Annotated in this window: 24 protein-coding genes and 1 tRNA gene; 14 read left to right on the top strand and 11 right to left on the bottom strand. The window is 42.2% G+C overall.

Translation table 11 applies throughout. The annotated features are described in order from the left end of the window. Nucleotides 1-19: 19 nt before the first annotated feature. The 6 genes from RM544_RS16055 to RM544_RS16030 all read right to left on the bottom strand — a co-directional run bounded on the left by RM544_RS16055 (nucleotide 20) and on the right by RM544_RS16030 (nucleotide 6,811). Nucleotides 20-1,645 carry an MBOAT family O-acyltransferase gene (locus RM544_RS16055; protein ID WP_311362829.1) on the bottom strand — a complete coding sequence of 542 codons (1,626 nt, stop codon included), beginning with the start codon at nucleotides 1,643-1,645 and terminating at the stop codon, nucleotides 20-22. A gap of 38 nt (nucleotides 1,646-1,683) precedes the next feature. Further along, a complete protein-coding gene (locus RM544_RS16050) occupies nucleotides 1,684-2,349 on the bottom strand; it encodes a sulfotransferase family 2 domain-containing protein (RefSeq protein WP_311362828.1) in 666 nt (221 codons plus the stop codon). A gap of 75 nt (nucleotides 2,350-2,424) precedes the next feature. Continuing rightward, entirely contained in the window at nucleotides 2,425-2,886 is a 462-nt protein-coding gene (locus RM544_RS16045; protein ID WP_311362827.1) for a group I truncated hemoglobin, read from the bottom strand. Next, on the bottom strand, nucleotides 2,886-3,728 hold the full coding sequence (locus RM544_RS16040) for a DUF3034 family protein (protein ID WP_311362826.1): 843 nt from the start codon (nucleotides 3,726-3,728) through the stop codon (nucleotides 2,886-2,888). The genes RM544_RS16045 and RM544_RS16040 overlap by 1 nt, the downstream gene beginning before the upstream one ends. 61 nt (nucleotides 3,729-3,789) lie before the next feature. Then, nucleotides 3,790-6,105 carry an EAL domain-containing protein gene (locus tag RM544_RS16035; RefSeq protein ID WP_311362825.1) on the bottom strand — a complete coding sequence of 772 codons (2,316 nt, stop codon included), beginning with the start codon at nucleotides 6,103-6,105 and terminating at the stop codon, nucleotides 3,790-3,792. Between the two features lie 7 nt (nucleotides 6,106-6,112). After that, complete coding sequence (locus RM544_RS16030) at nucleotides 6,113-6,811, bottom strand: cupredoxin domain-containing protein (RefSeq protein ID WP_311362824.1); 699 nt, start codon at nucleotides 6,809-6,811, stop codon at nucleotides 6,113-6,115. Nucleotides 6,812-7,047: 236 nt separating this feature from the next. Here RM544_RS16030 and RM544_RS16025 point away from each other — a divergent pair, with 236 nt between their 5' ends. From RM544_RS16025 to RM544_RS16005, 5 genes are read left to right on the top strand one after another with little or no spacing between them, the layout of a single operon-like run. Further along, nucleotides 7,048-7,611 carry a heme NO-binding domain-containing protein gene (locus RM544_RS16025; RefSeq protein WP_311362823.1) on the top strand — a complete coding sequence of 188 codons (564 nt, stop codon included), beginning with the start codon at nucleotides 7,048-7,050 and terminating at the stop codon, nucleotides 7,609-7,611. Next, on the top strand, nucleotides 7,611-9,557 hold the full coding sequence (locus RM544_RS16020) for a response regulator (RefSeq protein WP_311362822.1): 1,947 nt from the start codon (nucleotides 7,611-7,613) through the stop codon (nucleotides 9,555-9,557). Before RM544_RS16025 ends, RM544_RS16020 begins: the two co-directional genes overlap by 1 nt. Before the next feature lie 3 nt (nucleotides 9,558-9,560). Next, a complete protein-coding gene (locus RM544_RS16015) occupies nucleotides 9,561-10,712 on the top strand; it encodes a response regulator (RefSeq protein WP_311362821.1) in 1,152 nt (383 codons plus the stop codon). Next, nucleotides 10,712-11,917, top strand: coding sequence for a hypothetical protein (locus tag RM544_RS16010; protein ID WP_311362820.1), 1,206 nt, complete (start codon nucleotides 10,712-10,714; stop codon nucleotides 11,915-11,917). The genes RM544_RS16015 and RM544_RS16010 overlap by 1 nt, the downstream gene beginning before the upstream one ends. Beyond that, on the top strand, nucleotides 11,917-12,348 hold the full coding sequence (locus RM544_RS16005; RefSeq protein WP_311362819.1) for a hypothetical protein: 432 nt from the start codon (nucleotides 11,917-11,919) through the stop codon (nucleotides 12,346-12,348). The genes RM544_RS16010 and RM544_RS16005 overlap by 1 nt, the downstream gene beginning before the upstream one ends. A gap of 1 nt (nucleotide 12,349) precedes the next feature. On the opposite strand, the gene RM544_RS16000 is transcribed toward RM544_RS16005, so the two are convergent. Continuing rightward, nucleotides 12,350-14,419, bottom strand: coding sequence for a putative bifunctional diguanylate cyclase/phosphodiesterase (locus tag RM544_RS16000; protein WP_311362818.1), 2,070 nt, complete (start codon nucleotides 14,417-14,419; stop codon nucleotides 12,350-12,352). Nucleotides 14,420-14,666: 247 nt separating this feature from the next. On the opposite strand from RM544_RS16000, the gene RM544_RS15995 reads away from it, so the two are divergent. Next, the gene (locus RM544_RS15995; protein WP_311362817.1) at nucleotides 14,667-15,206 is read left to right on the top strand and encodes a PH domain-containing protein; all 540 of its coding nucleotides are present in this window, start codon (nucleotides 14,667-14,669) and stop codon (nucleotides 15,204-15,206) included. After that, the gene (locus tag RM544_RS15990; RefSeq protein WP_311362816.1) at nucleotides 15,199-16,809 is read left to right on the top strand and encodes a PH domain-containing protein; all 1,611 of its coding nucleotides are present in this window, start codon (nucleotides 15,199-15,201) and stop codon (nucleotides 16,807-16,809) included. Before RM544_RS15995 ends, RM544_RS15990 begins: the two co-directional genes overlap by 8 nt. Before the next feature lie 34 nt (nucleotides 16,810-16,843). Here RM544_RS15990 and RM544_RS15985 read toward each other — a convergent pair. Continuing rightward, nucleotides 16,844-16,920 (bottom strand) — tRNA-Ile (locus RM544_RS15985). A gap of 194 nt (nucleotides 16,921-17,114) precedes the next feature. Here RM544_RS15985 and RM544_RS15980 point away from each other — a divergent pair. The 7 genes from RM544_RS15980 (at nucleotide 17,115) to RM544_RS15950 (ending at nucleotide 22,565) form a co-directional block, all read left to right on the top strand. Next, on the top strand, nucleotides 17,115-17,444 hold the full coding sequence (locus RM544_RS15980; protein WP_311362815.1) for a hypothetical protein: 330 nt from the start codon (nucleotides 17,115-17,117) through the stop codon (nucleotides 17,442-17,444). A gap of 12 nt (nucleotides 17,445-17,456) precedes the next feature. Beyond that, a complete protein-coding gene (locus RM544_RS15975; protein ID WP_311362814.1) occupies nucleotides 17,457-17,852 on the top strand; it encodes a CidA/LrgA family protein in 396 nt (131 codons plus the stop codon). Beyond that, complete coding sequence (locus RM544_RS15970) at nucleotides 17,845-18,576, top strand: LrgB family protein (RefSeq protein WP_311362813.1); 732 nt, start codon at nucleotides 17,845-17,847, stop codon at nucleotides 18,574-18,576. The genes RM544_RS15975 and RM544_RS15970 overlap by 8 nt, the downstream gene beginning before the upstream one ends. Before the next feature lie 116 nt (nucleotides 18,577-18,692). Further along, nucleotides 18,693-19,685, top strand: coding sequence for a response regulator (locus tag RM544_RS15965; protein ID WP_311362812.1), 993 nt, complete (start codon nucleotides 18,693-18,695; stop codon nucleotides 19,683-19,685). Nucleotides 19,686-19,687: 2 nt separating this feature from the next. Further along, nucleotides 19,688-20,182 (top strand): PAS domain-containing protein, encoded by a 495-nt coding sequence (locus RM544_RS15960; protein WP_311362811.1) that lies wholly within the window; start codon nucleotides 19,688-19,690, stop codon nucleotides 20,180-20,182. Between the two features lie 116 nt (nucleotides 20,183-20,298). Further along, entirely contained in the window at nucleotides 20,299-22,014 is a 1,716-nt protein-coding gene (locus RM544_RS15955) for an Lcl C-terminal domain-containing protein (protein WP_311362810.1), read from the top strand. After that, nucleotides 22,011-22,565, top strand: coding sequence for an Lcl C-terminal domain-containing protein (locus RM544_RS15950; RefSeq protein ID WP_311362809.1), 555 nt, complete (start codon nucleotides 22,011-22,013; stop codon nucleotides 22,563-22,565). The genes RM544_RS15955 and RM544_RS15950 overlap by 4 nt, the downstream gene beginning before the upstream one ends. Before the next feature lie 6 nt (nucleotides 22,566-22,571). On the opposite strand, the gene hemW is transcribed toward RM544_RS15950, so the two are convergent. From hemW to srmB, 3 genes are read right to left on the bottom strand one after another with little or no spacing between them, the layout of a single operon-like run. Continuing rightward, nucleotides 22,572-23,768: a radical SAM family heme chaperone HemW gene (hemW, locus tag RM544_RS15945; protein ID WP_311362808.1), complete on the bottom strand. Its 1,197-nt coding sequence runs from the start codon at nucleotides 23,766-23,768 to the stop codon at nucleotides 22,572-22,574. Then, nucleotides 23,765-24,376, bottom strand: a complete 612-nt coding sequence (rdgB, locus tag RM544_RS15940) for an RdgB/HAM1 family non-canonical purine NTP pyrophosphatase (protein ID WP_311362807.1) — start codon at nucleotides 24,374-24,376, stop codon at nucleotides 23,765-23,767. Before rdgB ends, hemW begins: the two co-directional genes overlap by 4 nt. Continuing rightward, nucleotides 24,373-25,599, bottom strand: coding sequence for an ATP-dependent RNA helicase SrmB (gene srmB, locus RM544_RS15935; RefSeq protein WP_311362927.1), 1,227 nt, complete (start codon nucleotides 25,597-25,599; stop codon nucleotides 24,373-24,375). The genes rdgB and srmB overlap by 4 nt, the downstream gene beginning before the upstream one ends. Between the last annotated feature and the right edge of the window lie 48 nt (nucleotides 25,600-25,647).

The raw sequence follows: 25,647 nt of genomic DNA, 5'->3' as shown, positions 1-25,647 counted from the left end.
AATTATTTTAATCAACAGTTTAAAACGCAAAGTAAATAAACTCCGAAGGTTTGTTCGAGGCTAATACCAAAATACTCATTAACACAAAGAGCCAGATATTTAAGGATACAAACCAATGCGATTTACTGACCGGTGTCAGGCTTTTTGACAATGCTTGCCAACATTGAAAAGCGACTAAAAACCAAGAATAAAAAAGAACAGTGGATAAGTTTTCTATCGTGATTGCAGAGTAAGTAGGCGATGTGACAATGTAATACATAAAATGCGAGATTGTCTCAACATTCTGAGCTCTAAATATTAACCATCCTAAACAGGTCAAGTGAAAGAAAATAAATACTTTCAAGATTACCTTTCCTGAGATTTTAACTCGTTCTGGGCTCTCTAGTTTACATGCTTTGTAAAAGCTGAGCAGGAAACCATGGTAGGCTCCCCATATTATAAAGTTCCAAGATGCACCGTGCCATAAGCCACCTAATAGCATTGTGATACTTAAATTTCGGTAAACAAAGAAAGATCCACCTCTATTGCCTCCCAATGGAATATATAAGTAGTCTCGTAACCAGGAAGACAGACTAATATGCCACCTTCTCCAAAATGATGAAGGATCTGTCGCAAAATATGGAAGCTTAAAATTGACCATGAGCTCAAAGCCAAATAGCTTTGCTATCCCTCTCGCTATATCGGTATAACCAGAAAAGTCACAGTAAATTTGGATGGCAAAGGCATACACACCTACGAGGAGGGTTAAGCCATCAGTTGCGCCAGCTGCTGCATTGCCAATATCAAATGGATGAAAAGTACTATCTACAATCTTCGCCATATTATCGGCAACAACTACTTTTTTGAAAATTCCCCAAGTGATCAGCCAAAGTGCATTACTCAATTGCTCTCCTCTTGGGAATTGCTTAACCGTTTGGAATTGAGGGAGTAAGTTTTTACCTCTTTCTATTGGTCCTGCCACAAGCTGTGGAAAGAATGAAACGAATGCACCGAAGTCTATGATGTTGTTTGTATGTGTCAGCTCTTTTCGGTAAATATCGACGGAATAACTAATAGTTTGAAAAGTGTAAAAGGAAATGCCTACCGGAAGAATGATGTCTAAAGTGAGTGCTGTTGGAGTAATATCAAAAAGCGATTCGCTTAATTGTGCAAATGAGTCTGCAAAAAAATTAAAATACTTAAAGAATCCGAGGATTGTTAAGTTAGAAAATATACTAAAAATTAAGAAAGCTTTGCGACGTTTACTAAACTCAAAGTTAGCAAAGTACCTAAACAGGAGTGGCACACCAAACAGCGCCAACAAGACTGAGCTCAAACTCAAGAACATGTGCTCTCGAATTATCTTAAGTGCAAAATCTAGCTGTGGGAAAACTAAGAATAGTAAGGCGCTAAGCGCGAGGAAAGTCAGGCTTTGCAGTCCAGCATTCTTCTCGCTTTTTCCTTTATCGATAAGCATTCCACAGTAAAAATCGATACTTATTGATAGAGCAATTAAGAACAGAAACCTAGGATCCCAATATCCATAGAAGAAAAAGCTGGCTGCCAGTATTACTGCATTTCTGACTTTAATTTTGCGTTGGACAGTCCAATACGTAATAAAAACAACGATAAAAAAAGCAGCAAACTCTATTGACGTGAATATCATGCTGGGTCTCGCGCTTACTCTATGCTTTTATTCATCTTTCAATACCCAAACGCTTCATAGTCACTCGCATAAAAATCTTTAATAAATGTTATCGTATTTTCATCGATTTGGTGGTCTCTGCTAGGCGCACTCTCCAGTTTGTGAGGAAACTGTAAATCTTCTACACCGAGCTGTTTCCGCAAAGTGTTAAATCCATCTTCTAAGGATTCAAACTTAATAATCAGATCCATGTTGATAAGGCCAGAATATTCTTGCAACCAATACGTTTGCGGACGCAAAAAACCTTGTCCAGCAAACCGTCGGATGAAATTGTCAAAGTCAATATCACTGGGGATTTGATAGTTTTTTTGATGTATAGGATCGCGCATGGCGTTTTTATACCAAGAAAAAGCGCGGCTCACCGGGTCTCGTACAATCGTAAACTTAAAGTATTGTTCGTATTGGATGTGTGTGACTTGTATGGCGTTGTTGGGGTTTGCATGTGGGCGAGTGTACTCTCGAAAACGTCTAACTAGATCTTTAATGTTCTCTCGAGAGCGCAATACTTTGGTTACGGGTAATGGTTTCTGTATCATTCGAATACTACGATGATCCTGTCCACTGCGCCCTTGATGACCATCAAAGTGGCCTAGTGCACTTTCTACGCTAGTGCCTGCACACTTTGGAATGTGTACAAAAATGCATTGGTATTGGTGAGATATCACGCTATTCCCTGATAGTCGCTAATTCCTTTGATACCACCATTATATTACACATAGAGTCTATCGTTAATCTGCTTTTTATTTGTAGAGCATTTCATCACGAGTCTTCGCCATCTCTTTCAACAGTTGATTCTGCAAACGGTGAGGCACTTCAGCCTTATCCATAGCCGCGACAAATAAATCGACAGTGAGATTAAAGTGGTTTTCGGTGATTTGCATGCCAGCATGAACTTGCGCCATCGAGTCGCCAGTGTATGTGCACGGGCCATTACTCATAACGCAAAGCTGCTCTACTAGCTTTTCAGTAAAACGTTCGATGTTTGTTTCTTCGAAGTAACTATATATTTCTTCGTTAAATGCAATTTCGTTCACAAAGTTATTTGCAATGAGTTCAAGTTTTTCCATTCCACCTAACTGTTCGTATAACGTTGTACTTTGTTGGTTGGCGCATGAGGCAAGACTAAGGGTCGTGAAAATGATGGCAATTAGACTCAATGTTTTTAGCTTTTTATTGATTGAAAAGTCAGTTTTATTTGTCATTAGAAGTGCCCATTAATAGATAAATAGAGTCCGCTTTGCCCTTCAGCTCCTGCGATAGTGCCTAATTCTGTCCACGCAGCGGTGAAAGACACGGATTTACTTGGAATATAAGTGGCAAAGAAATCAAACCAATCGTCTTCACCTAGCCCTAAGTTATCTGGTTTTTGTCGATACTCTACGCCCACTGCAAAGTGGCGAGAAAATAAAACGCCAGCAGAGGCTTCTAACATGAGTTCGTAGCTGTTCTGATTGTTACTACCAAAACCTAGCAATCCCATTTCATTTGCTTTTGTTGCTCTTGCTGTCACATTCCATACGGCGTTGTAACCGGCAATAGCACCTAAGTGTATCTTGCTCATTGCGACGTAAAAATCAGTTCCAGAAGTTCCTTCCGCGCCGAGTAAATTTGCCACGGCCTTGTCTTCAAGTGCTTTGTGTTGCAAGCCGACACTAATTTGTCCGATAGGGGAATAAACGGCGTCGCCAAAAACTTTGTATTTTGCACCAAAGATATTCATCTTAATTTCACCGCCTAAGCTCAACAAATCGAAGCGCTGTTGAGCTATGCTCAGTTCTACTTGGTCATAAAATGAAGCACTAATTGCTTGAACATTCAGCCGATAATCCTTTAAATCCGCTTGAGATAAAGCTGCTGAAACGGATATTTCATCTTGGCTGTCATAGCCCGATAGAATCGCCCAAGGAACTAGGCCGCCACCACCGGCGCCCTCAACTTGACTAAGGCCGGCTGTACCAATCAATTTGCCGTCACTTGCTACACTGTGAAAACTCAGCAGGCTAAAAAGTAATAAAATGTATTTCGTTAGTTTTATCTTCATCATAAAAGTGGGTCATCTTGAGTAAGTTATATGTAATTGGCCTAGTGATTACCAAGGAACAAGGTTAGTTAGGCAATGAAAATGTTTTGTGCCACTCAATATACTTCGCAGCATCGATAGGACGACAGATGTGATAGCCTTGTGCGTACTCACAACCATAATTGCGCAGAATCTCGAGCGACTCTTGGTTTTCTACACCTTCTGCAACAATCTCCATATTGAAATCGTGTGCGAGTTTGGCAACGGTTCGAACAATTTTGCGATCCGACTCTTGTTGGTCAAGTTTGAGGACAAAGCTCTTATCAATTTTTAGTATGTCAGCGGGAAGCTTGCTTAAGTAAGACAATGAAGAGTAGCCGGTTCCAAAGTCATCAATAGCAATTTTGAATCCAGCCTCGCGCATTATCGCAAGTTGTTGCACCGCTTTACCAAGATCTTTCACCAAATGGCCTTCGGTCATCTCGAAAGAAAGAACACTAGGAGGTAGCTCATTTACCCTTAGCAGCGCCATTACCATCGACAATAGTTCTGGGTTCATCACATCTTGCGCTGAAATATTTATGGCAACCATGACATCAATATCGTGATCTCTAAAGCTGATAATATCTCTGATAGCCTGTTGGTATACCCATGTTGTCACTTCACCAATGAAACCCGCATGTTCCGCAACAGCAATAAAGTCTTCGGGTGATACAAAACCTAACTCTTTGTTATTCCATCGAATCAGAGCTTCAACCGATAGGACTTTATTTTGGATAAGGTTTAACTTTGGCTGATAGAACAATGCAAGTTCGCCGTTATTCTCACGCAGTTCCTTCTTCAGCTCGGTAATAATTGAAAGGCGACGTGTATACTTTTCTTCTAACTCGTCGCTAAACTCAAGAATAAACTGGCGCGTTATTTGTGCTTCGTCGATGACAATATTCATTTTTCTAAATAGATCGCTAGGCGAATGAGTGTCCGAGGGACAATTAATAACACCCATTGCGACTGTCATGGGAATACTAACACCTTGAGCGGCAACTTCGCCGTCCAGCTTACCTTTGATTTGTACTAACTCATCTTTGGACAACTCTTTTTCGGGTACCCACAACAGCTCACCGCCGGTTAAACGCGCAGAGAGGCCGCCAAGAGAATCGACTCTGCGAGCAAGTTCAGTCAGGCATAGATCGCCATTGTGATAACCGAAGGTATCGTTGACGCCTCTAAATCCAAATATGTTAATGCCGATAGCTTGGAAGCACTCTTGTCGTTCAAACTTTTCACTGAGTAACTTCTCAACATGGTTTCGGTTATAAAGCGTGGTAAGCACATCATGTTGTGCCTGATAAATGACCTTTTGCTCTCTGTCTTTAACATTACGTTGCATTGTTTCAAATGCTGTAGAAAGGGTGGTAAGTTCAGATGAATGTCCATCAACGTTCACCCCTTCATCGTATTCACCATCAGCAATTTTTTTTGCATGCACGGTAAGCGCTTCAATGGGTTTCACCAGTTTTTTAGAAAGCATTGCGCCAAACATAATCGCGATGAGTACTGCCGCTAAGGCAATCAAGCCAATACTAATCTGTAAGGATATAAAATCTGCCAGTAAGCTCTCAACCTGATTAGACAACATGATCTCTACTTTGAGTCCGTCTTTTTCGAGTAAAGTAAAGGATGTGGAGATGAGCTTATTCTTGGAATTAAAAGATAAGGTAAACCAGGCCAATGCATCCATATTTTCAATCTGGATATTCATCATGTTGGCATCGCTATCGATAGTACTCACACGGTAACTTTGTGCATCGCCAGGTGTGACCACAATACTCGTCTCTAGTTGCGTAATACGTTTCAGCTGTTCAGCAATGCTCTTATCTATTTTGAAACCCATCATGGCTACAGCCATAGGCCGCGGTGCTTTTACACTTGAAAACAGAACTTGATAAAGTTCACCGTCAAGCGACAAAATAGAATCAGAGTTGCCTTGGTTCACGGCTTCTTCAATCAGCTTAGGGTAGATAAAATTCGCGCCTGGGATGAACTTTTCTGGGACGCTAGTGATCGTATCGCCGCGTAAGGAAAAGAGAGCCATTAGATCAGCGTTAATGCGTTGTCCATGGTTTGATAGGGCACTATCAATGGTGAGCTTGTCTCGACTAGCAACAGTTCCTTTAAAGCCAAAGTCATCTGTTAATACTGTGGCAGAGTTAGCGAGTTGTTTCTGTCTGGTATCGAGCACTTGGGATAGTACATTTCTCGCGACTTCTAAGTCATTTTTTAATTGTGCAGACGCTTGATCGCTGGTCGATTTCCAGATGAAAATCAACAAAGTCACCATCGTTATCACTAGGATACGAATGATTAGGCGATTAATACGTTGGTTCAGCGTCTTTTGCATTGTGTCTCTATTTACCGAATTTTTTCTTAAAGCCAGATGACTCGGGAGGCATCGACTCTGAATTTTCAGGTTTGTCTTCAATAGTCATCGGTAATGTCACGGTGTGTTTCATTTCTTTTCCGTTCACCTTGGCTTCAATATGCTCGTTACTCAATGGTGAAAGCTTCGAATGCCAGACTTTTAGCATCAGTTGCTCGCTTGTTTCAGCTTCTTTAGGCAATTCGATACTTACCTTTCCATTGTTATCGGTTACGCCAAGAATTTCCCCATCACTTATGTAAATAAAGCCAATCATATTGTCATGAATATTACAGCCAAGAACAGCTACGCCATTATGTTCGAAAGTGACAGCCTTAGATTCGCTGCCGCTGAATAGTTTTATTTCGAAATGATTTGGTCTTGAAAAGCTATATACGTGGTGTCGAATATTGTCACTATTTGGAAAATCTACGCTCTGAGTCTTTTGGATAGCCAGTACTTCAGGTTTAAATTGTTGGTCTACCTGGTCCATTACGGCTGTTCGCTCATCCTTTTTCGCTTTGAAATCTGGGAATGTCACTACTGCATTTGGTACTGATTTACCCGCCTGATCCACCACCATGATGTCGTATTCATTTGCGAGCGATACTGAAGAGCCTAGTAAAAGTGAAAAAGTCGCGACAGCCGCAAAGAAAAAAGAATGGGAATAACGTCGTCTGGTCTGCAATCTAACCTCTACTGGTAGTCATTAGGATACATAGAATACCAAATAACCATGTTGATACCGTTTAAGTCACAATAATCAGGTGTGAAAAGTCATACTTATATTGCTACCTAATTTTTAAATTCTGAGTAAACTACTTTTGCGATGTTTGTTTGTGTATTATGCTGTTTAGGAAGTAAGGAACTCATTGAGTGCTGCTCAACAGGGATCGTTCTACTAATTATTTATAAGGCGATTTCATGAAAGGTATTGTTTTTACTGAGTTTTCCACTATGGTCGAGAGCCTCTTTGGCGAAGACATGCTAGACGATTTGCTCGACGCAACGGATCCAGCTTCAGGTGGCGCTTACACCAGTGTAGGCACTTATGACCACAAAGAGTTGGTTGACATGGTGGTTGAGCTTCACAACCGGACCGACGTCCCGGTTGCAAAACTCATCTATACTTTTGGCGAGCATCTCGGTCGCACATTCTCTGAAAAATTCTCTAGTTTTTTTGAGGAGGCGGGTAACACTCTCGCCTTTTTGAAACAAATCGATAACCACATACATGTGGAAGTGCGTAAGTTATACCCTGATGCTGAGCTGCCCGGTTTTAGCTATACTGAACCATCCACTCCAAACGAACCTTTCGAACTTCACTACAGTTCTACTCGGGGATTCGCTGACTTGGCTGAGGGGCTCATACAATCGACCTCCAGTTATTACAATGAAAAATTCGAGCTCAAGCGTAAAGATTGGGTTGAAGGCGAAGTACACCACTGCATTTTTTATATTACGCCGATCGAAGCGACCGAAGTATAGTGCCTACTGAATTGGCGCGTCTAGAAAGGCGCCATGCTCGGGAACAAAAAGCAAGGCAGGAAGCGGAGCATTTACTTGAGTTAAAAAGTCGAGAACTGTTTGAAAAAAACAGAGAGCTTGAAAAATTAAGTAACAGTTTAGAAAAGCTGGTGGCTAAACGTACTTCGCAGATGCAAAAAGCGAGGGACGAAGCGTTAACAGCCTTGCAGGTCAAATCTGATTTTATCGCTAACATGAGTCACGAACTTAGGACCCCAATGAACGGGGTTTTAGGTGTTCTTACCCTATTGTCCGACGAAAAATTAAGTCAAGAACAGCAAGAGCTGGTTCGTGTTGCCTTGTCGTCAGGTAAGCACTTACTTGGCGTGATTAATGACATATTAGATTTCTCAAAAATAGAGGCCAAGAAGTTAGAGCTAGAATTAAGCTCAGTTCAAATTGAACCGTATTTTCACTCTGTGTGTGCACCTTTTGCATTGGATGCCAAGAAAAAAGGCATCGAATTCCGATACGATATTGATATAGGCGTGCCCAAAGCATTGGTGACCGACCCGCTGCGCTTTACACAAATAATCAGTAACTTGCTCTCAAATGCTATTAAATTCACCGACAACGGCGGTGTGTTTTTATCCTTCACTCCCTTTAATTCAAAAGGCGTTTATCGCTTGACGGTAGCCGATTCAGGTATTGGTATTGGTCAGGAACATATTGATAGTGTTTTTGCCGCGTTTGAACAGGCGGACAATAGTATTACTAGAGACTTTGGCGGCACAGGCCTAGGAATGAATATTACTAAGAATCTCGTTGAGATGTTCAAGGGGCAAATCCTAGTTGAAAGCGAACTAGGCGAAGGAACAACCTTCCATGTAGATATCTCATTTGCTCAAGGCGAAGAGAACAGCGATATACTTCCTTTAATAGACGCGGGAGAAAACCCGCTTGCCGAGAGTAATATACTGCTTGTTGAGGATAACCCTGTTAACCAAATGGTAGCGATGAAGATGCTTTCGAAGTGGGATTGTCATGTTGATTTGGCAGACGATGGCCTTTGTGCATTACAAATGCTTGAGACCAAGGATTACCAACTCGTGTTAATGGACCTTCAAATGCCGAATATGGGAGGAATCGAGGCGACAAAACGCATTCGAGCTTCTAAAGAAAAGTTTGCCAACATACCTATCGTGGCAATGACAGCCCACAATAGTAAAGAGCATATGCAGGAGTGTTATGACGCTGGCATGCAGCACCATATTTCTAAACCAATTGAGCGGGACAGTCTGCAGGCAGTCGTTTTACAATATTTAAGTGTGAGCAATGACATACAAGAGTCAGACGAAATAGCAGTAGACAACAGTTTACGTATCCCTGGTATCGATCTAGCCAGCGCTTTGGAAAGAGTGAACGGAGATTGGCCTTTGTTATATTCATTAATCGCACGCTTTTTGACTGAAAACACAAATCTAGGGAATACCTTGAAGCGGTATCTCGCAGATAACGATCAAACTAACGCGATTATTTTGCTGCATAAAGTGAAGGGAGGCGCTGCAAATTTAGGAATTGCCGAATTGTCATCGCTAGCGGGCGATTATGAAACACTATTAGCAAAGCAGCAGAATTGGCCAGATGAATCTGCTTTTTCAAGCTTACAAATGATGGTCGATAATCTTAATAAATCGATGCAAACGGTCGATAACCCTAGCAACGAAAACCAAAAGTCAACGCTGCGGCAAGAGTCGCAAGGCTATGTATTGCAACAGCTAAAAGATTTACAAAACTTGGTAAATAAAGACTTGTTCGCTGCAGAGGATATTTTGAAAGATTTATTGGATTGTGAGCTTTCAGAGGGTGTGCTAGAAGAGCTAAAAAATGCGCAAAATGCAATGAATCAGTTTGATACACCAATGGTGTCGGCAGCGATTGCGGCAGCATTGGTGCAACTAGGATAGATAATGGCTAAGAACAGAATTCTACTTGTTGACGATTCACCAAATGAATTACGCATTTTGATGGAAGTCTTGAAAGATAAATATGCAATAGTGGCCGCGACGAGTGGCTTTCAAGCGTTACAAATGATTAAGGATGATCAAGATATTGAGCTGGTTTTGTTAGATGTTGTCATGCCAGATATGGACGGTTATGAAACTTGCCAGAAAATACTCGAAATCGCTCCTCATATTCCAATTATGTTCGTTTCTGGAAACACTCACACTGAAGAAATATTGCGAGGCTTCGATGTTGGTGGTTTAGATTATTTGACCAAGCCTATCGATGCAACGCTCGTTGCCAGAAAAGTAAAGGTGGTCATTGAAGATAGAGCTCGTATAGCAGAGTTGTCAGACGAGAATAAGTCAACGACAGATATGGTGATGTCGGTTATTGCGAGCGCTGGACATCTAGGGACTGTTTTGGGCTTCTTACGAAGCGGTTTAAAAATTAGAACGCCCGAGGCGCTTGTTAGCGCTTTGTTTGACGTATTTGATGGCTTAAATATTGATGCATGCGTACAACTTCGGATGGAAAAGAGGGTCATTAATCGTTCCAGTCAAATGATGATTACGCCACTTGAGCAAGATTTATTGTATCGAGCAGCAAACATGCAAGGGCGATTCCTTGAAAAGGGAAGTCGCTACATTGTGAATTTTGAAAGTGTGTCTGTGATTATCAAGAATATGCCCGATGATGAAATGGAGCGGGGTGAACTGCGCGACAATCTCATGATGATCATCGAAGATACCGATGCATTGAATAAAAAAATGGGTACGTCGTCAGGCGAAATTATGGAGTCTCCATTACCAGATACTCGGCTAGCTACTCTCCGAGAAGAACTTCAGGATATTCAGTCCACTATGGAGATGATTATTCAAATGCAAACCACGCATAAACAGAAAAGTATGCATATACTCGAAGATATGCAAAACGAATTGGGTGACAGTTTTTTTAAATTGGGGTTAATTGAGACTCAGGAAAATACGATTTCTGAGTTGGTTAATACGAAGGCAGCGAAGATCATATCCCATATCGATGAGGGTATGCACGTTGAGGATAACCTCACTACGCTGAGAGATAGGTTAGTCATGTTGACTATTGATCTGGATAATTAGTGAATAAATTGATAAACGTTAAAAGACTGAACTGTGTATTTCTAATGCTGTCAAGTTTGTCTATTTGCACAGCAGCAAACGCTACGCAAGACATAGAGTTTTCTGGGTTTGGTAGGGTTGTAGGTGGCGCTATTTCAGATAAAGACCTGAGTTTCAACGGCTATGACAAGAATCTCAGTTTAGATCAACAAAGTTTAATTGCACTTAGAGCAGACTATACTTTTACTGACGATATTTCGTTTGTCGGTCAAGTCATTGGACACAGCGCAGATACAAGAGATAGCGGCATTCAATGGTTATATTTGAATTATCAAGCAACGAGTAATTGGTCACTTAAGTTGGGTCGCCAGCGCATACCATTTTTCAATTACAGTGACGTTATTGATGTGGGGTTTGCTTATCCTTGGATAAGCCCACCGACCCAAGTTTATACTAATTATGTATTCTCAGATTTTGAAGGTTTGAGCAGTCGCTACGATTTTATCAATAACTCGGCTTCAGGCGCTGTTACCGCTTATTACGGTGCTTTTGATGGTGATATTTATGTTTCCAATGATCGTCGACAAGCTGATGTTAAATATATAGCGGGTGTGGCAGTAGAGGCGTCTTGGTCTGGCTTTGACTTCTCAGCTGCATATCATCAGGGAGAAGTTGCGGTGAAAAACCCTGGGCTCGAACCTTTTATCGACTCGCTTCGCCAACTCGGTTTCAACAATAGCGCATTGGCTCTCGAAATTGATGGGGAGGCAACTTTCGCCAAGCTTGGGCTTGCCTATGAAACGTTTGATTACTACTTCAGAACAGAGTGGACGCAAATAGATTCTAAAGTTCACTTTGTACCTAAAGTCAGCGCAGCGTATGTGAGTGTTGGTTACCATTTATCAAACGTACTATTGCATGCGACTTATGCAACGAGTGATGCCGAATATAACGAATTTCCAGATGAAATACCTATTGGTATTGCCCCTCAACTAGATGCACTTGCATTTGGTTACCAGCAAGTTGTCAATTCTCTACCCGTGGATTCATTAGATTCTCTTACTGTTGGCGCCCGGTATGACTATTCCACAAACATAGCAGTTAAAGCTGAATTATCTTTCCTGAATGCAGAAGATGGAGAAAGAGGTTTCTTTGATGAGTTCCCAAACGACAGTGGCGATCGCCAGTCAACACTCTATCAATTAGCTATAGAGTGGGTGTTTTAATGATGGGCTTCGTTCGAAAATCCCTACTGTACTCCTCGATTATCGCAAGTTCATTGATATGCTCAACTGTAAATGCCAAAGTCATTGTTGTAGCGAACACTGATGAAGTCATTAAACTGACGCGACAAGAGGTGAAGGCCTTGTTTATGGGCGGTGCAGTTTCTTATAATTTGAAAGCGGTCGCATTAAAACCAAAACACAAGTCGAGAATGCAGTTCAATGCGAGTGTTTTAGGATTAACTGAATCGAGAGTTCAAAGTTATTGGGCGCAAATGCGCTTTTCCGGAAAGAGTAAGCCCCCACAAGAGTTAGAATCTGAACAAGCGGTATTGGAATATCTACAGAATAATCAGGGCGCAGCGGCTTATTTGGATGAAAGCAAAGCGGATAAACTGCCGGATGGCTTGAGGGTTATTTATAGTGTGAACTAGTTTATCGCTTAGTGAAGGTATTTAAGATTGCTTTCAAGGGAGCAGGTTTACCAAACAAATAACCTTGTAATTGATGACATCCGTTCGCTATCAAGAAATCGGTTTGCTCTCTTGTTTCAACACCTTCAGCACAAATATTAAGATTCAACTGTTTTGCCATCTCTATGATTGTTTTTGTTACCAGAGTGCTTCGTTTAGATACCCCAAGGTTGTCAACAAATTGCTTGTCAATTTTAAGGGTATGCAACTCAATTTGAGTTAAGTAGCTTAAGCTTGAGTAACCAGTGCCAAAGTCATCCAGAGCAATGAATGAGCCTAAGTCTTTTATTTTGCCAAAGAACTCGTTTGCCATATCGAAGTTTTCTAAATAAGTAGACTCTGTTACCTCATATTCGATGCATCTAGCGTCTATATCTAACTCTTTATATAGCCTAACGATATCTTCAAAGAGCTTTGGATTACGTAAATCATGTACCGATAAATTGAGGGAAATACTCAGTTTAGAACCAAAATGCTCAATCAAGGTAGCAGAATCGCGCAGCACACTTTCTAGTACCCAGTATGTGATTTCGTTTATTTTGCCGCTTTGTTCCGCAATAGAAATAAACTCTACAGGGGAAACAAAACCAAATTCAGGACTATTCCAACGCAGGAGTGCTTCAAAGCCGACGATTTCTTCATATGGATTGACTTTTGGTTGATAGTACAAGCTAAATTCACCGTCTTTCAAACCAGGTATAATTTTGTTAGCTAACAACAGCTTACGCTTATTGTCTTCCATCATTTCAGGGACAAAAATAGTATGGGTGTTTTTCCCTTCTACTTTTGACTTGTACATGGCCACGTCGGCGTTGCTAACGAAGTCGCTAAGATTGAATTGCGCATCTTTAGCCCTAGCAATACCAATGCTAGCACTAATGAGTATTTCCCAGTCATTGATGTCGAATGGTTTGCTTATTTCTTTAATGATACGTTCAGAGATATCAGTTACGACGAAGTCATTTGGATCGTTGTACAACAAAATAAGGAATTCATCGCCGCCCAAGCGAGCAATTAAATCACCGTGGCGTAAGAATCGTTGAGTGCGTTTGCTTGCTTCGATAAGCAGCTTATCACCAACTTCGTGACCGTAGGTGTCGTTGACGCCTTTAAAGCCATCGAGGTCGAAATACATCAATACTAAATTATCACCTTCACGCTCAGCCGTGCTCAGAGACTTACGTAAGGTTTCCATAAAAAACTGTCTGTTAGGTAGGCCGGTCAAACTATCAAAATTGGCCAAGCGCTCCATATCTTTACGTTGCTGCATTAATTGCTGTGTGTAGCGTTTGTTCTTTATTTCTTCTTCATGGATGGTGTCCATCATACTGCCGATTTCATTACTTAAATCGACTACTTCTTTTTTACCTTCAACATTGATATCGATGGAATAATCGTTGGTTTCTTTAATTTGATGCGCTAAGCGAGCAAGCTTTTGTAAAGGCAGTAACATGCGACTGTTAAGCCATAAAGAGAGAGCAATACCGATACCAATGATAATAAATGTCAATGGCAAAACACGCGTTAATAAATGCATTTTGCTGCCAGTTAGTGGCTTTTCTAAATCATTCACAATCAGAAGGTAACCAAACGGGAGCTCTTCATCGCCAACAATTTTGTATGCGAAGAGTTCGCCATTTTTGTTCGACATACCTAAAGGGATTTGGTTTAGCTGCTCTGTGTCCACGACAATCTCGAGTTCGCCTTCGACTTGCAAAGTGGGGCCACGGTAGGTGTCTATCTGATTAAAGTCTCGATCAAATACTACTGCAAACTTAACATTCTCATATTCGCCTAAGCGAAGTAACAAGGTGCGAATAGCCACAGTGTCGAGGTCATCGCCCTCTTCAGCGAGCACCGCGAAAAGGTCGACTGACAAATTGTTTGATAGGCCATCTAAATCGCCGGTTACAGCTTCTCGGTATAGATCTTCATGAGTGAAAATTGAAAAAGCCAAAACGGCAGCACACAAGCCTGCTATCGCCAAGCTGTTGAAGACGGTGAGGGTTGAGCGTATTGTTTTAAAAATCATATTACTTAATTATAAAGATGCCCCCGGCTATTGAAAGGACTTACTGTCGCCTGAGGGTATGAAAAAATAGTAACAAGTATAAATACACGTAAACGTTTGAAACATATTCCTGCAAATAAACATGTTCCAAGCTCACTATATGTATTAAGGTATTTGGCAGTATACGACAAATAGGGCTATTTCATGATCGTGTATTTTATAAACAGACAAATTGAACATCAGAATCTTCGCGATAAAAGGGTAAGTAATGGAAACAATTACCAGTAATAGACAAGTCGAATTGGATGGCTTAACAGAGGTAGAGAGCATGGATATGAAGGCTCTCTCTCCTAAGTATCGGCGCCTTAATATCCAAATTTCCTTTGCTTTTTGGGGAGGTTTTGCTGCCATTATCGCTCTGGTATTGCTCCAGCCTTTTTTTGATTTACCTACTTTCTTCAATGAACATGCGTGGATAGCAATCAGTGTGTTACTTTTTCTCATGATTTGGTCTGTGATTTATCACTATTTCGCCGATCCGAAAAAGAAATACGCGATCCGTGAGCACGATATCCACTTTCAAACCGGTTGGATTTTTCAAAAGCGAACAAGCCAACCCATTATGCGCATTCAACATATCGAAATTGAGCGTGGACCAATTGAACGAAAAGCGGGCTTGGCAACCTTACAAGTTTTCAGTGCCGGTGGGGCCAATCACACTTTCGAAATCCCTGGTTTGGTGCATGAAAAAGCCATAGAACTTCGGCAATTCATCTTAGATCACAAGGATGTTCGAGAGGATGGATAAGTCGCTTGAAGAGCTAGAACACTCGAATGATGCACAGAACAACGTGATCAATAAGAAGGCCGAAGCACAGGTTGTCAGTGACTACACAGATTGGCAACGATTATCGCCCATCAGTATATTGTACTTCATGGTGAAGTCGTTCTATGCGATGGCCAATACTCTATTCTATTTGCTACCAGCAGTGGCGTTTAACTTATCCAAAATAAAGGAAAACCCTTTAATTTTAGCGTTTGCTGCAGGTGGTTTTTTATTGCTCTTTTCCGTCATCGGTTTTTTGAATTACTTTTTCTATCGGTTTCGGCTAGAAGCCGGTCGAGTTGAAATTAAACAAGGTATTTTCAAGAAGTCCCACATTGACTTACCTTTTGAGCGCATTCAAAACGTGAAACTTGAGCAGCCACTTTATTATCGCTTTAACAATTACGCTTGTGTTGAGTTAGATACCGCAGGTAGTGCAAAGCAGGAAGCTAAAATTGTTGCTTTGAAAATGCAGCAAGCAGAAGCGCTGCGGCAAATCGTCGTTGAAAATACTAAGCAGCACGCGGCTATTAATCAAGAGCTTGGGGAAAGTGACTCTGAGGCAGCCGACGCTAGTCAAGAAGTTGTGCTTAATCGACGCAGTATGAAAGACCTTGTTATTCATGGCATTTCAAATAACCGAGTTTGGATTTTTCTAGGGGCCTTGGCACCATTTTATAATTCACTTGCTGATATTCTTCAGGAAGTGTTTGCAGCCGTTGGTTTTGATGCGGAAGCATACTTCAGCTTGGAAACACAAGCGTGGTGGGAGTTTGGCTTACATGTACTGTCAGTAGCCATGTTATTGATGCTGATAGTCGTTATCTTGTCTGTGATTGGCTCTATTTTAATGTTCTACAAGTACACACTAAGCAAAATAGATAATCGTTATATTCGTCGCTCAGGTCTGTTGACCAAGCAAGAAGTGAGTATGAAGTTACGTCGCCTTCAGATAATGTATCAAGCACAAGACTGGCTTGATGTGCTGCTAAAGCGAGTAAATCTGCACTTTGAGCAAAACAAGACAGGCTCTGCGAATGCCAATAAACCGGGCCAACAAATGTCGAATACCTTGTTGGTGCCGTCCGTGACATTAGAAGAATCAAAAGCGTTAATGTTAGACGCGATGCCAAGCCAGCGTTTGAGCGAGCAAGTTTTTGCGCCGATTTCAAAGCGTCTCATCTTGAAAAACACCATGCTGTTTGCTATTCCGCTTGGCGCTATTACCTTTGGCTTGATAGATAAAAATGGCTTGGCCGGAATGGCAATGAGTGTGGGTTTGTTAGCGATGTTTTTTGCAATAGTGAGTCTACGCTGGTGGCGCTGGGGATATAGCTTTGACGATGAATTCATCTATATTCGCAAAGGATTTTTGGGAGTAAATTATTACTGCTTCCCGATCCACAAAATCCAACAAGCTCAATTCAAGCAAAACGCTTTTATCAAACCATACAAACTGGCGAGCTTGCGTATGATCTTGGCATCGGGTTCACAAACCATCCCGTACCTACCTGAAGACGTGGTTAGGCAACAGATTAATCGGGCCTTAGATAAGCTTGTGAGTGATAAGCGGTCTTGGATGTAAGTGCGCAGTGGCTACAATATAAGCAGGATGGAGATGGTGGCCCCTCCCAGACTTGAACTGGGGACCTACCGATTATGAGTCGGGTGCTCTAACCAACTGAGCTAAAGGGCCATCCGGAAAAACGGCGTGCAGTATAAATTTTTTTTGCGGGTATGTCATCAAAGCGGTAAATATTTTTTTAAAAAAGCCGATAATTGGCATATAAGCCAGTAAAATGCACTAAGCTTAGTACTAAACGTGCAAATATGTCATACCTTTGGTATATTTCGCGTGTAAACATTATTTTCACTTGTCAGGAGCGGTAAATGGCTGATGCACCATACTTAATCAGCGGTCGAAATACCATTATTCACAAATTACGTAAGTTAGATTTGTTAATCATCAATGGTCGCCGTGATCCAGTATTGCTTGTCATGCATAACGAAATCGAAGTTTATGAGGGTAAGATCCCGCAAAATAAACTCGACGCAAAACGCATGGATATGGCAAAGGTAGATATTGCCTCCGGTGACAATTTCGGTGATTATCGTCCCATGTTGTTTATTCAAACATTAAACAACAAAGAGTATAAAATCGACTACAGTAAAGCGGGCACCGATTTCTTTATTACAGTACACCAAGACAGTACTTTTTAAGTTCCCACTCCCATGATGACGACGATGCTTCGTGGGGCTTTTGGATTCTTGGTTCTTACGCTCATATATCTCTTCGCCGTTTTTCTTTTTCACGCTTTATCATTGCCAGTGCCGCCTGCACTAGTTGGCATTCTCATTCTATTACTTGTGTTATTGGTAATAAAAAAAGTGCCTCTATCCATCACCATTGCTGCGCGGCCCTTGCTCGCACATATGGGCTTATTTCTGCTTCCTCCCATGATCTCAGTGCTATTGTTTTTGGACGTTTTTAATCAACACGCCGTGGTATTGCTATTAGCAATCGTTGGGAGCACCTTACTTAGCTTGGTCTGCGCATTTTTTCTTAGCCAGAAAATACTCAAACGTGTTGAGTTGAGATTAAAGCAGGTGCCTGATCCGGATGAATAGCGGCTTGGATAACATTAATCAACTATTTATCGCACTATGGGCAGAACCGTTGTTGCAAACACTCGGTGTACTTTGTATTACATTGTTAGTGTATATTTTGGCCAGAAGGCTTTATGCATTTAGTAAGCAAAATGCCTTACTGAATCCGTTGGTCACGTGCACAGTAATTATTTGTAGCGCTTTATATCTACTAGACTTTGATGTAACACAATTCACTTCATCGCTGAGCTTGTTGGATTTGTTGTTAGGCCCTGCAACCGTGGCCTTGGCTGTTCCGCTATATAATCAAATCCCTGTGATCCAGCGCTTAGGTGTCAGAGTGTTGGCGCCAATAATTATTGCGGGTACCATTGCTCCTATACTAGGTTGGGGCACAATGTATCTTCTTGATACAAGCGAAACACTCCAAATGACGATGCTCGTTAAATCGATAACGACACCTCTGGCGATGGAAACAACTGCGTTAATTGGCGGTTTACCCGAGTTAGCAGCTGTGTTTGTTATTTTAACCGGTATTGTCGGAGCAACGTTCGCACCTTGGCTAATCATGCTCACAAATACGCGCTCTGAATATGCAATGGGTCTTGCGCTGGGCTCAGTCGCGCATGTTGTCGGAACCACCAAGGCGTTAAGCATTAGCGAAACCTGTGGTGCTTTTGCAACCTTAGGCTTGTGTATAAATGGTATTGCGACAGCCATTGTTTTGCCTTTACTATTTGCTTAATAGCGCTCAAGAAAGCGGCGATGTTGCCGTTATCAGTCAATAGACTTATGTTTAACTAGCTCCGATGCTTGTAAGAAAATAAAGTACCGCTTTAAACTTCTTTTTTTGGTTGACCGATGATTTCAGTATTAATATGTGACGACTCACTAGTAGCTCGAAAACAAGTAGCGAAATGTCTTCCCCAAGACTGGGAAGTAAACGTGCATTTTGCAAAACACGGTGAAGAAGCCATTGAGGCACTGTGCGAAGGCAAAGGCCAAGTGCTTCTGCTCGACCTCAATATGCCAGTGATGGACGGTTACGAAACACTAAAAGCCATCCAGGCTCAGCAACTACTGACAAAAACGATTGTGGTATCAGGCGATATTCAGCCTGAAGCAAAAGCGAGAGTGCTCGCTCTAGGCGCGGTCGACTTTATCCAAAAGCCTGTTAACTCAGAAGAACTGACTGCTGTGCTTCGCAAACACAACGTTCTGGCTCTTGCTGAAGATATGCCCCATGAGCCAGAAGGCTTAGATGAGAATTTGCGCGACTGCTATCAAGAGGTTACCAATGTTGCAATGGGGCAAGCCGGAGATCATTTAGCGCGCATCATGAATGTCTTCGTGAAATTACCTATTCCAAACGTCAATTTAATCGAGGTGTCAGAGTTGCATATGATGCTTTCTGATATCGAGCAACATGAGCAAACATCTGGCGTATGTCAAGGCTTCTTAGGCGACGGTATTAGTGGTGAAGCACTGTGTGTTTTGAGTGATTCTAGCTTTGGTGATGTCGCGAAAATCATGAACATACACGAAAACGTTGATGATGAAATGCAACTTGAAATCTTGATGGATGTGGCGAGTATCTTGATAGGGACCTGTCTATCTGGTCTAGCAAAGCAGTTAGACATGCAGTTTAGACAAGGCCATCCAATGGTATTAGGCCAGCATCAAAGCGTAGAAGAACTTATCAAAGCCAATAAAAGTCACTGGCGAAAAACCTTAGCTATTGAACTCAGTTATGGCCTGGAAGGCTATAACGTACAGTGCGACCTCTTACTATTATTCACTGAAGATTCATTGGATATGCTGAATTCAAAACTTGCTCACCTTTTGGAGGACTAAAAATGTCAGACAACGCATTAGACGAAATTTTAGAATTCCACTGGATGATGGATATGTTACAAACAGTGGATGTTGGGATTGTCGTTTTAAACAGGAAGTTCGAAGTAAAAGTGTGGAACGGTTTTATGGAAGCTCACAGCGGCCTGTTGCCCAGTGATACTAGAGACAAAAGTTTGTTTTCACTATTTCCAGATATTTCTGAAGCATGGTTTGAACGTAAAGCGAAAGCGGTATTTGAGTTGAGAACTCGCGCGTTTGTTACTTGGGAACAAAGACCTTATTTATTTAAGTTTAGAAATTTTAGGCCAATCACTGGCAGTGAGCCTTTTATGTACCAGAATATTGCTCTCTCGGCCCTAGTATCAGCAACGGGGAGTGTCGATCATATTTGTATGATGGTGTATGACATGACCGATGCGGCTTCAGCCAAGAAACAGCTATTAGCCTTACAAGTAAAACAAAGCGAACAAGAAAGCACAACGCATAAGAACAAATAGACGCATTCGCTATTCTTATCTGCTTTGGTGCAATAATTGCTAAATGAAGACCATAACAGTTAATTAACTACGCCAGCGTTATTTTATTGGCAGGATTTTATGGTCAGTTCGTAAAAATGAATCGTCTTTCTCACATTCGTCTATTAATACTCGTCGCGTTCCTCCTTCTTGCGGTTTCAGCATGCGGTGGAGGTGATGCTGATAGACCCGAACCCACCGCGGTTCTAGTTAACGCCGGGCCGGATATTGTTGCCAATGAACAGAGCACTGTGAGCCTTCTTGGCGACGCTAGAGAGTCGGGAAATGCTGCAGCAACGCTTACTTATACTTGGTCGGCTACTCCAAGTTTGACGATAACTCAAGAGGATATCGCTTCCTCAGTTGCTACTCTAACGACTCCCGTAACAATCGAAGTCAGTGAGTATATACTTACTCTAACTGTCAGCAATGAGAATGGTGTGCAGGGAAGTGACTCGATTACTTTAAGCGTTAATCCGGTAAATATTTCCCCGATTGCTAACATCGTTGTTTCGCAAAACGATATCTATGAAGTGGACACTTTTCCCATTAATAGTGATGTAGTTTTTGACGCGTCGCAGAGTTCTGATGCCGATCCTCAAACAGATGACGCAGAAATTACTGAATATTTGTGGCAACAAACTGCCGGCCCCGACCTGCTCACTGGCAAAATTGTGACAGCTTCTAGCTTAACTGTACGAACACCCATTTTGGCATCTAATGAGACAGCGACCATCGTTTTGACCGTGACAGATCAGGAGGGTGCTATTGGCCAGCAAGAAAAAAGCATCCTCTTACTCAGCGAATCGCAAACCATTCCAGAACTCACTATTGTAGGTCAACAAACTCATACGTCTGGCGACTACATAGCGTTATCGGGAAGCGCAACAAGCGCTGCAAGAGGGGCTGCTCCATACTCAGTGATTTGGAGTAGTGATTCATCTCTTGCTCCCTTGATTGCTGATTTTAACAGCTTCAACACCTACAGTGTGGCTCCTTTAGTCAGCCAGGAAACAGAGATTATTTATCAGTTCCAAGTAACTGATAGCTATGGCAATCAGCAAGTCGAAACGCAAACAATGCGTGTGAAGCCACCTGTTCAATCGAAATTAAATGATACAGGTGTCACGGTTAATGCAACAAATATTGAGCTGAGCGACGCATATCAAGGCGAATTTGCTGGCCAAGATGCTCATCTAGGGCGCGATAGAATGGAACAAAGTGGTGTGTTGGACAAAGCCGGGCGCGGCGAAGTTGGTTTTGACTTTACTCGCCTGAACCAAAATGGCGATGAAATTGACCAAGAAACCACGAATTGGCGATGTGTACGCGACAATACTACCGGCCTGATATGGGAAAACAAAAATAGTGATCCTACGGACCTTCATTATCAAGACAATCTGTTTACTTGGTTTATTGAAGCTGATAATGGCGGTTTTGCGGGTTTCCAAAATTTGAATTCGTTGTCTTGCAACCTCACTTCAGGTACCTGCAATACACAAGCATATATAGACCAAGTAAATGCCCAAGGCTTGTGTGGGTTTTTCGACTGGCGTTTGCCATCTCATACAGAGCTTCTATCTCTCGTTCACTTTGGCCAGTCACAAGGTCCTTTAGTTGATAGTGAATATTTTCCTGACATGGGTTCAATCAGTCTTGACCTACTTTGGTATTGGACATCACTACCGAATGTTGATGGTGTGAGTGAAATAGGTTCACAAAGTGCGTGGGCGATTGATTTTAACTCTGGCGTAGATAATTTCATTCTAAAATCTAGTGAAGTTCGAATTAAGTTAGTGAGGGCAGGGCGATGAGTTCAAGTACACGGGTGTCTAAAATAGCCAGTTTAGTTTCGTTGATGGTGTTGAGCTCATTCACGCAAGCACAGGAAGAACAATTTTGTTTGTCTACAGCTCCTATGAGTGCATCGACGGAACAGTTTAGAGCGTTTGAAAGTGGGCAAGTATTGCATCTTAGTACGAATTTAATGTGGATGCGTTGTGCTCTGGGTCAAACTTGGGACGGCGAGACCTGCTTAGGAGAAGCCAATCCGTATACGTGGAAAGAAGCTTTGGATAGAAGTGTGAGTTATGAATTTAATGGCTCAAGCAATTGGCGTTTACCAAACATCAAAGAGCTCAGCTCAATCACTGAACGCTCGTGCACACGACCTTCGATAAATGAAGAGCTATTTCCAAACACTCGACCTGATGATTTTTGGACCTCAACGCCCTCAATGACCGATCCGGAAAGGGCATGGGTTGTGGCGTTTTTCAACAGTAGTAATTCAATCAAAGAAAAAAATCGCGCAGTGTTTGTTCGCTTAGTTCGAACGCCAACAGCGCTAGAAATAGAAACTGAATAATCAGCGCTATACAAACAGGTCAAGCAAACTATTCAAGTAACGTTTGCCTAAGGCTGTTAATTGCCAACTAGTTGGTGTTTCTTGTATGAGTCCTAAAGACAGCGCTTTGTTGAGTTTTGCACGCTCGTCCTGTGTCAATGAGCGCCCAGTTGTGCATTGAAATTCTGTTTTTGGACACATCTCAAAAATTCTAAAACGATTCATAAAAAATTCAAACGCTAAGTCGTCGTCATCAACTGGATTTTTTTGATCCAGATAAGAGCGGGTCAAGTCCATATAACCTTTCGGATGCTTTACCTTGACTGTGCGATGTAATTCGCACGTCTGCTTATCTAAACTGTTTATATTCGGATGAGCTTTGGTTATTTTGCCATGAGCTCCGCAACCGATACCGAGATAATCGCCGAATCGCCAGTAGTTAAGGTTGTGTTGGCATTGATGACCGGGTTTGGCATAAGCACTAATTTCATATTGTTCATAGCCCGCAGCGCTTAGCAGGGCATGGCCTTGTTCTTGGATTTCCCAAAGAACATCGTCATCTGGAAGCGTTGGTGGTTTGGAGTGAAACGCTGTATTTGGTTCAATGGTTAGTTGGTACCAAGACAAATGAGGAGGGTTGAGCGCTATCGCTGTTTTTAGGTCTTGCATTGCATCTTCAACAGATTGCCCCGGCAAACCATGCATAAGGTCTAAGTTAAAGCTTTTAAGCTTAAGAATAGAAGCAAGCTTTATTGCGTCAATTGCTTGTTGAGCGTCATGGATCCTACCTAAAGATTGCAAATGTTCAGTGTGAAAACTTTGCACGCCAACCGAAATACGAGTAATACCAACCTTTTGAAACCCAACGAATTTATCGCTTTCCACAGTTCCTGGATTGGCTTCCATGGTGATTTCTGCGTTACTTGCTAAGGGAATGCGCTCTTTTATTCCTTCTAGCAAACGCGCCATTGCGCTGATTGACAGTAAGCTAGGCGTACCGCCACCAATGAATATGCTAGTCACTTCGCGTAGTGAACCATCGGGATTAGTAACAAATGGGAGGTCCGCCACTAAATCGTCTAGTAGGTGGCTTACGTATTCGGTCTCTGGCAAGCCACCTTTTAAGTTGTGAGAATTAAAATCGCAATAGGGGCACTTTTGGACGCACCATGGAATATGTACATACATGCCCAGTGGTGCTTCAGGTGTTGGGTTTACACTCATGACTGTGCGAGTAACTCTCGCATTTCTTTCATTAGTGAAACGAGGGCTTTACCACGATGACTTTGTGCGTTTTTCGTTGTTTTGTCGAGTTGAGCTGCACTACATTGTTGCTCGGGTAACCAGAAGACAGGATCATATCCGAAACCACCGTCACCGTGGCGTTCTGTGCTGATTTCACCCAGCCATTCGCCCTGACAAATAATCGGAGTTGGATCTAGGTGATGACGCATGAAAACCAATACACACAGAAAACGAGCGTCTCGGTTTTGCTGTGGTTCACTCTTTAATGCATCAAGCAGTTTATCAATATTGCTCGCATCCGTTGCGTCTGGACCTGCATAGCGTGAGGAATAGATGCCAGGTGCACCGCCTAGCGCGTTAACCGCCAAGCCACTATCATCTGCAATCGCTGGCAAGCCAGTCACCTCAGCCGCATGGCGCGCTTTAATAATTGCATTTTCAACAAAGGTTGTGCCGGTTTCAGGAACGTCTTCTACATTAAAATGTGATTGCGGTTTCACTGAAATCGAGAAACCTTCGAACAAGCTTGCAAACTCAGCGACTTTGCCTTTATTGCCGGTGGCTAAGACGATTTGATCTATCTTCATTTTTTCTTGGCTCGCGTTTTCACTTTAGCTTTGGTTTTCACTTTTTTGTTGGTTTTCACCTTTTTCTTTTTGGTGATCGTAGGCGCTTTATTCTTAGGCCGTAAGCCTTCTAAAAATCTTGCTTTAAAAACTTCTTTTGTATAGCGTTCCACTTTTCCAACCATTTCAAAGTCATGTGCTTCTACGATTGAAATGGCAGTACCTTTAGCGCCGGCACGACCCGTACGACCTATTCTATGAACATACACATCGGCTGTACGCGGCATGTCATAATTGATCACGTGACTGATATTCTGCACATCGATACCTCTGGCGGCTACGTCGGTGGCAATCAGGATATTAGTATCTCCCGACTTGAAACTTTCCATTGCCGCGTTACGCTTGTCTTGCGGCATTTCGCCCTGCAGATAGCTAGCTTTTAAACCCTGACTGGCTAAGTAGTCCTTTAAGTTTTGCAAGCGCTCACGTGTTTTCACAAACACCACACAAGATTCGATAGTGTTGTTCAGGTGGTGCATTAGGATCGCATTTTTGTGAGTTGCGTCGTCTGCTAAGTGATACCACTGAATGATTTTGTTCTTTTCTTTGCGTGAAGGATTAGCTGAAATAGTCTCAGGTTCTTTCAGCAGTTCTTCTGCAAACTGTCTGACGCCCCTACCTTCTAATGTGGCGGAGAAGAGCATGCTTTGCTTTCGCCACCTTGCCTCGCCGGCAATTTGATGCACGATAGAAGAAAAGCCCATATCCAACATTCGGTCTGCTTCATCTAAAATCAGCGATTCGATATCTCTGCAGTCAAAGCTTTCTTGTTCAATATGTTCGAACAAACGGCCCGGCGTAGCGACCAAAATATCACAATGTCCATCGAGGGTTTCACGATCCGTTCCGTAATTGATACCACCCGTGATGACACCACAAGTGAGATGAGTGTACTTAGTAATTGCTTTGGCCTGCTCAAACACTTGATTTGCCAATTCGCGCGTAGGGACTAACACCAACACGCGAGACGAACCTGGCTCGCGACGAGGGTAATCAAGTAGAAACTGACAAGCTGGTAGTAAAAACGCCGCGGTTTTTCCTGTGCCTGTTGGTGCTTCTGCTAAAATATCTTTGCCATCCATTGCATGCGGAATAACCAGAGTTTGGATGCTTGTGGGGCTTTCGTAGCCCATATCGGCGACGGCTTTGCAGAGTTCGTCGTCTAAATCTAATTGGTCAAACATGAGTAACTTAAATATGGTGTTAATTGGGCGCATTCTACCTTAAATGCG

This window comes from Brumicola blandensis (assembly GCF_031846165.1).
Lineage (GTDB): Bacteria > Pseudomonadota > Gammaproteobacteria > Enterobacterales > Alteromonadaceae > Glaciecola > Glaciecola blandensis.
The sequence above is the reverse complement of the archived record's forward strand: the minus strand, read 5'-3'. Positions and strand labels throughout refer to the sequence as shown.